Source organism: Prevotella aurantiaca (assembly GCF_015262605.1).
Classification (GTDB): domain Bacteria; phylum Bacteroidota; class Bacteroidia; order Bacteroidales; family Bacteroidaceae; genus Prevotella; species Prevotella aurantiaca.
In genome coordinates, this window is record NZ_JABZSJ010000033.1 from 19,370 (window position 1) to 27,223 (window position 7,854).

Consider the following 7,854-nt stretch of genomic DNA (forward strand, 5'->3'; position numbering starts at 1 on the left):
ATGGAAAAGAACATACATGAAGATTGCGGTGTAGCAATGATAAGATTGCTGAAACCATTGAGCTATTTTAAAGAGAAATATGGTACTTGGATGTACGGCTTGAATAAGATGTATCTTATGATGGAAAAGCAACACAACCGAGGTCAAGAAGGAGCAGGCATAGCAAGCGTAAAACTTGAGACGCAACCTGGAAACGAATATATGTTTCGTGAAAGGGCAGAAGGTAAAAATGCCGTTACTGAAATCTTTGCCAACATTCATAAGCAATATAAGGACTATACTGAAACAAAAATTGCTGATGTTGATTTCGCACAAGAACATTTACCTTTCGCAGGCGAACTTTATATGGGACATTTGCGTTACTCTACAACAGGTAAAAGTGGCTTATCATATGTTCATCCATTCCTAAGAAGAAACAATTGGAGAGCAAAAAACCTTTCATTTTGTGGAAACTTCAATATGACAAACCTAAGTGAGATTTTCGAGCATCTCACAGATTATGGTCAATGTCCACGCAAATACAGTGACACCTATTTACTTCTTGAGTTTATGGGTCACCGTTTAGATCGCGAAGTAGAGCGTAATTTCCGTGATGCAAAAGCACTTGGATTAGAAAAATTCGATATTACGCACTACATTGAAGACCATATGGAAATGAAGAATGTTTTACAAACCACAATGCAATACTTCGATGGTGGTTATGTGATATGTGGTATTACAGGTTCTGGGGAAATGTGTGCTATGCGTGATCCTTGGGGAATTCGTCCAGCATTTTTCTACATGAACGACGAATATATGGCATTAGCTAGCGAGCGTCCTGTACTTCAAACAACGTTTGATTTAAGTTGTGAAGATATAAAAGAGCTTTTACCTGGTCAAGCACTCATTGTAAATAAACGAGGAGAAAGCTCACTACATCAGATATTAGAATCTAAAGGCAATTCTGCCTGTTCATTTGAACGTATTTATTTCTCACGTGGTTCAGATCGAGATATATACAAAGAACGTAAAAAACTTGGCGAGCAACTTACCGAAAATGTATTGAAATCTATTGATTACGATACCAATCATACTGTAATCTCTTTTATTCCAAACACTGCTGAAGTAGCTTTTTATGGCTTACTACAAGGTTTTGAGAAGTGGTTGAATTCTAAAAAAGCAGAAGAAATAAAGAAATTAGGAAGTAATGCAAACGATGTAGAGATAGAGAAAATATTAAGTCAGTCTATCCGTTCCGAGAAAGTAGCATGGAAAGACATTAAACTACGCACCTTCATAACTGAAGGTAATTCGCGTAACGACTTAGCTTCTCACGTCTACGACATAAGTTATGAGAGCATTACACCTAAAGAGGATAATCTCGTTATTATTGACGATTCCATTGTTCGTGGCACCACACTGAAAGAAAGTATATTACGAATACTTGACAGACTTCACCCAAAGAAAATTATAATTGTATCAAGTGCACCGCAAATCCGCTATCCTGATTATTATGGCATTGACATGCCACGCTTAGAAGAGTTTTGCGTTTTTGATGCAACTATAGAATTGATTAAGGAACGAAATATGGAATCGCTCCTTTCCGAAGTCTACGAAGCTTGTAAAAAGGAAGTTGCTAAAGAAAAAGGCGAAACTATTAACAATGCAGTTTGTAAAGTTTATGCTCCTTTTACAGTAGAAGAAATCAATAAAAGGATAGTAGAGATGTTGCGTCCAAAAGGTATGACCACTCCAGTAGAGCTTGTTTATCAAAGTATTGAAGGCTTGCACGAAGCTATACCAAACCATAAAGGAGACTGGTATTTTACTGGAAACTTCCCAACTCCTGGTGGAATGCGACTTGTAAACCAAGCATTCATAAACTTTTATGAACAAGTTTATAATAAGTAAATCAGATAACATTAAATCATCAACATACAAAATAAAATGAGGAATGTAACTTTAGTCTTAAATGATGGTACAGAGTTTCACGGCAAATCATTTGGATACGATAAGCCTATTGCGGGCGAAGTTGTATTCAACACAGCAATGATGGGATACCCCGAAAGTCTTACCGACCCTTCCTATGCAGGTCAAATGCTTGTCATGACATTCCCCTTGGTCGGCAACTACGGTGTTCCACCATTTACGATTGAGAAGAATCATATTCCATCGTTTATGGAAAGTGACAAGATTTATGTCTCTGCACTCATCGTTTCCGATTATACGGAGGAGTACTCTCACTGGAATGCCATCGAGAGCTTAGCATCATGGCTCAAGCGAGAAAAAGTTCCTGGAATCACAGGAATTGACACACGTGAACTTACAAAGGTATTGCGTGAACATGGTGTAATGATGGGACAAATCATTTTCGACGATGAAGCTGACAACATTCCTACTGCACATTATGAAGGAGTTAATTTTGTAGACCTTGTTTCTACAAAAGAAATCATTCGTTACAATGAAGGAGGCGGGAAGAAAGTAGTATTAGTAGACTGCGGTGTAAAAGCCAACATCTTACGTGAATTGATAAATCGCAACATCGAAGTAATTCGTGTACCTTGGAATTACGATTATTCATCATTGGAATACGACGGACTTTTCCTTGCAAATGGTCCTGGCGACCCAGATATGTGCAGCGATGCGGTAGAGATTCTCCGCAAGCAAATGAACGAAAGCACAAAACCAATCTGTGGAATTTGTATGGGAAACCAACTTATGGCGAAGGCTGCTGGTGCAACCATCTTTAAACTAAAGTATGGTCATCGTGGACATAATCAGCCCGTCAGATTAGTAGGAACAAACCATTGCTATATAACTTCTCAAAACCATGGTTATGCTGTTGATGCAAAAACATTGAGCAAAGACTGGGAAGAACTTTTTGTAAACATGAACGATGGCAGCAACGAAGGAATTCGTCACAAGACAAATCCTTGGTTTAGTTCACAGTTCCACCCTGAAGCTAGTTCGGGTCCGATAGATACAGTATTTATGTTTGATAAATTTGTAGAAGCACTGAAATAATGAAAGACGAATCAATAAAAAAAGTCCTGCTACTTGGTTCAGGCGCATTAAAGATAGGTGAAGCTGGTGAATTTGACTATTCTGGTTCACAAGCACTAAAAGCACTGCGTGAAGAAGGTGTTTCTACCGTGCTCATCAATCCGAATATTGCAACCGTTCAAACATCAGAAGGTGTGGCAGACCAAATCTATTATCTGCCCGTTCAGCCTTATTTAGTAGAACGCGTAATCCAAAAAGAACGTCCCGATGGTATTCTTTTGGCATTCGGTGGACAAACTGCTCTTAATTGTGGCGTGGAGTTAGACCGTCTTGGAATACTCGAAAAGTACAATGTAAAGGTACTTGGTACACCTGTAAAGGCCATTATGAATACCGAAGACCGTGAACTTTTCGTGCAGCAATTAGACGAAATCGATGTTAAAACTATTAAGAGCGAGGCTTGTGAAACTGCAGATCAAGCACGAAAGGCTGCTGCAACATTGGGTTATCCTGTTATAATTCGTGCAGCTTATGCTTTGGGTGGACTTGGTAGCGGCTTTGCCGATAACGAAGAAGAACTCAACAAACTTTGTGAAAAAGCTTTCTCGTTCTCACCTCAAGTTTTGGTGGAAAAGAGTTTAAAGGGCTGGAAAGAAATAGAATACGAAGTGGTACGCGACCAATACGACAATTGTATTACGGTCTGCAACATGGAGAATTTTGACCCATTAGGTATCCATACGGGCGAATCTATCGTAATTGCACCTTCTCAAACCCTAACTAATAGCGAATATCACAAGCTTCGTAAGTTAGCAATAAAGATTGTACGCCACATCGGAATAGTAGGTGAATGTAACGTACAATATGCTTTCGACCCCAAGAGCGAAGACTATCGTGTAATTGAAGTAAATGCACGCCTTTCTCGTTCTTCTGCTTTAGCAAGTAAGGCAACAGGTTATCCTCTTGCTTTCGTGGCAGCCAAATTAGGTATGGGCTATGGTTTGTTCGAATTGAAGAACTCTGTTACAAAGACCACATCGGCTTTTTTCGAGCCTGCACTCGACTATGTTGTCTGCAAGATACCACGTTGGGACTTGAGCAAGTTCCGTGGCGTGGACAAGGAATTAGGCTCAAGTATGAAGTCGGTAGGTGAAGTTATGGCTATCGGTCGCAACTTCGAGGAAGCTATACAAAAGGGATTGCGCATGATTGGTCAAGGTATGCATGGCTTCGTAGAGAACAAAGAACTTGAAATCAAAGATATAGATGCAGCATTGTGTGAACCTACTGACAAACGTATCTTCGTTATTTCAAAGGCAATGCATAAAGGTTATACCATTGAACAAATTCACAAACTTACAAAAATTGACCATTGGTTCCTACACAAGTTAAAGCATATCATTGATGTTGATGAGCAATTAAAGACTTGCAACATCAACACACTTGACAAAGAATTACTTCGTACAGCAAAGTTATATGGCTTCACAGATTTCCAAATTGCTCGTGCTGTTGGTTTGGAAGACGAAGTTAACAATATGCATAAGGCAGTTCTACTAATTCGTCAGTTGCGTAAAAGCTATGGAATCCTCCCTGTTGTAAAACAAATTGATACACTTGCGGCAGAATATCCTGCACAAACTAATTATCTTTATGTTACTTACTCAGGGGTAGCTTCTGATATTAAGTTAGAAACTGACCGAAAAAGCGTAATTGTTCTGGGTTCTGGTGCTTATCGTATTGGTTCTTCTGTCGAGTTTGACTGGTGTGGTGTGCAAGCATTAAATACAATTCGCAAGCAAGGCTATCGCTCTATAATGATAAATTACAATCCCGAAACCGTATCAACTGACTACGATATGTGTGATCGTCTTTACTTTGACGAACTCACCTTCGAACGTGTTATGGACATTATTGATATGGAAATGCCACAGGGAGTGATTGTATCTACGGGCGGCCAAATCCCAAATAACCTCGCCATACATCTTGATGCTGAAAATGTACCTATACTAGGAACAAAAGCAAAAGATATTGATAATGCTGAAGATCGTGCAAAATTCTCTGCTATGCTTAATGATATTGGCGTAAATCAACCTGAGTGGCGTGCGCTAACAAGTATGGAAGATATTAAAGAGTTTGTAGATCGAGTAGGATTCCCTGTACTTGTTCGTCCTTCTTATGTACTTTCTGGTGCAGCAATGAATGTTTGTTCTAACGATGACGAGTTGAAGCGTTTCCTCCAATTAGCAGCTAATGTGAGCGAAGACCACCCAGTAGTTGTTAGCAAATTCATTGAGAATGCAAAAGAAATAGAAATGGACGCTGTGGCCCGTGATGGAGAGATTATGGCTTACGCAATATCAGAACATATAGAATTTGCAGGTGTTCACTCAGGCGACGCTACCATTCAGTTCCCACCACAGAAGCTTTATGTGGAAACTGTACGTCGTGTAAAACGCATTAGTAGACAAATTGCTAAAGCCTTACACATCAATGGTCCGTTTAACATACAGTTTATGGCGCGCGATAATGATATACTTGTTATTGAATGTAACCTTCGCGCCAGCCGTTCATTCCCATTTGTTAGCAAGGTATTGAAACTAAATTTCATTGATTTAGCTACCAAGATTATGCTTGGCTTACCAGTGGAAAAGCCAAACAAAAACTTGTTCGATCTTGATTATGTAGGAATCAAGGCTTCTCAATTCTCATTTAATCGCTTACAAAAAGCCGATCCAGTTTTAGGTGTTGATATGAGTTCTACAGGAGAAGTTGGCTGTATTGGCGAAGATACACACACCGCTTTATTAAAGAGTATGCTTTCTGTTGGACAACGAATACCTGAAAAGAATATACTTCTTTCTACAGGTGGAGCCAAACAAAAAGCAGAAATGCTTGATGCTGCAAAGATATTAAAAGCTAATGGTTACAATCTTTTTGCTACTGGAGGAACTTCTCAATATCTAACAGAAAATGGATTAGAGAATACATTGGTTTATTGGCCTTCAGATGAGGGTAAACAACCACAAGCATTAGACCTTCTACATGAGAAGAAAATAGATATGGTGGTAAATATTCCAAAAGACCTGTCACCACGCGAGCTAACCAATGGATATAAAATCCGCCGAGCAGCGATCGATTTCAACATTCCATTGCTGACTAATAGCCGTCTTGCAAGTGCTTTCATTGCAGCATTCTGCAATGTTAAGTTAGACGAGATAGATATCAAGGCTTGGGGAGAATACTAATTCAAATACTTTAATAAAGGCTTACACAAAACCCATGATGTGTAAGCCTTTATTTTTATATTAAACAATATTTCCAAATATTTTGTCCATTCATACAATTTATTTATCTTTGCAAACATTGAAATAAGCCAATTATATTCAAGCGAAAAGATATAATAATGAATGTATAAGAATTTAGTATTAATGGATAAATCATCAATTATCTAATCTAATAAAAAAGAAATAATGAAGAAACTATTACTTTTAGCTTTTGCAGCTATTATTGGTATGAGTGTAAGTGCTCAAGAATCATTACTGACTGAACGCCCAGCAGGAATTATTAAAGTCTACGACCGCTCTGGTAAAGGTATTAAGTTACAACAAGGAGATGATGGTTCACTTGAGATGACTAGTCTTAACTTAGCAGATGCTTCAGATTTTGAAGTTGTTTTTTTAGCAGACAACAAGACTGTTTATGTTAAAAACCCAATTGCTGCGCTACCAGCGACATTTTCTGATGTAACGAATCGTTGGGTAAAAGGAAATATAGAAGGTAATAAAATTACTATTCCTCACAAATCTTTAATCTTCTCTATTAAAACTGATCAAGATCAGACTGTAAATATATACATGGGGTATTATGGCATAGAAAATAGCCAAGCTTCTCCTCTAAATCCAACTGTAGACGTTACCTACACTATAGATGGTGATAAAATTATACTTGAGGCACCAGGAAACGACAAAACTTATGTGTTATCATGTATTTCAGCAGACGATTCATGGTTTAGAATGAGCGAATATACAGGTGCTTTATATACATTAAACAAGGAAAAAACAACAAACGATGTAAAAGCTATAGAGGAAAATAGCAGTACACAAGCTGTTAACGAAACATACTATGATATTTCTGGACGTAAACTATCTAAATCTGTAAAGGGGATTACTATCAAGACCATAAAGTATAAGAATGGTACACAAAAGTCAACAAAATCAATCAACAATTAAAAACTAAACTCTTTCAATTTTTAGATAATGAGTACAAATAACTTGCAATTAATTAAGTAATACTAATATTATCTAGAAACAGATGGTAGTTAATGAAAATCAATAAAGAATAAGATAACTATTGTCATTCAAACTTATCAAGAATAAGAAGAAATTTATAAAGCGTGAGTTCGATATAAGTAGTCGTGTAAAAGTCTTAGGCATGAATAATAATGTCAGAGTAATACATAGAGCTCGTATCGAACTCACGTTTATATAATTATAAAGAAAGACTTTAAGCACTACCAAGATAAACTATTCCATTATAGAGAGGCGGTAATTTCTGATTAGAAAAACATAATAAGAATTCTGCAAAATTATAATTATAAATTTAAAAAACATAATTACAATTTTTTATTTTGTTATTATAAATTTCAATCGACTTTATTAAAGTATACACATACTAAAAAATTAACAGCACTTCTACATAATAAAACCTACTGCTATTTTGTTTCTAATTATTAGTTTTAAAATCGAATCGCTTTAAAAGTACATTACATCTTTATTCTGATACCATAACTAAAATTTCTTTGATAATCAATTTTAAATAAAAAAAGGCGTAATGGACATTTGGTAGGCTGAAAGCTCACGGAACGCTTTTATT

At 37.1% G+C, this 7,854-nt stretch carries 4 protein-coding genes; all 4 read left to right on the forward strand.

Annotated features, from left to right (window positions below; translation table 11 throughout):
• The 4 genes from HXN26_RS06935 to HXN26_RS06950 all read left to right on the forward strand — a co-directional run bounded on the left by HXN26_RS06935 (position 1) and on the right by HXN26_RS06950 (position 7,211).
• Positions 1 to 1,890 carry an amidophosphoribosyltransferase gene (locus HXN26_RS06935; protein WP_024999971.1) on the forward strand — a complete coding sequence of 630 codons (1,890 nt, stop codon included), beginning with the start codon at positions 1 to 3 and terminating at the stop codon, positions 1,888 to 1,890.
• 36 nt (positions 1,891 to 1,926) lie between these two features.
• A complete protein-coding gene (gene carA / locus HXN26_RS06940; protein WP_273159885.1) occupies positions 1,927 to 3,003 on the forward strand; it encodes a glutamine-hydrolyzing carbamoyl-phosphate synthase small subunit in 1,077 nt (358 codons plus the stop codon).
• Entirely contained in the window at positions 3,003 to 6,227 is a 3,225-nt protein-coding gene (gene carB, locus HXN26_RS06945) for a carbamoyl-phosphate synthase (glutamine-hydrolyzing) large subunit (protein ID WP_273159888.1), read from the forward strand. Before carA ends, carB begins: the two co-directional genes overlap by 1 nt.
• Before the next feature lie 225 nt (positions 6,228 to 6,452).
• Complete coding sequence (locus HXN26_RS06950; RefSeq protein ID WP_273159892.1) at positions 6,453 to 7,211, forward strand: hypothetical protein; 759 nt, start codon at positions 6,453 to 6,455, stop codon at positions 7,209 to 7,211.
• Positions 7,212 to 7,854: the final 643 nt, after the last annotated feature.

Bases quoted from the DNA above. Each gene is read 5' to 3' on its own strand.
- HXN26_RS06935 (WP_024999971.1), top strand. From the start codon at position 1: ATGGAAAAGAACATACATGAAGATTGCGGTGTAGCAATGATAAGATTG.
- carA (WP_273159885.1), top strand. From the start codon at position 1,927: ATGAGGAATGTAACTTTAGTCTTAAATGATGGTACAGAGTTTCACGGC.
- carB (WP_273159888.1), top strand. From the start codon at position 3,003: ATGAAAGACGAATCAATAAAAAAAGTCCTGCTACTTGGTTCAGGCGCA.
- HXN26_RS06950 (WP_273159892.1), top strand. From the start codon at position 6,453: ATGAAGAAACTATTACTTTTAGCTTTTGCAGCTATTATTGGTATGAGT.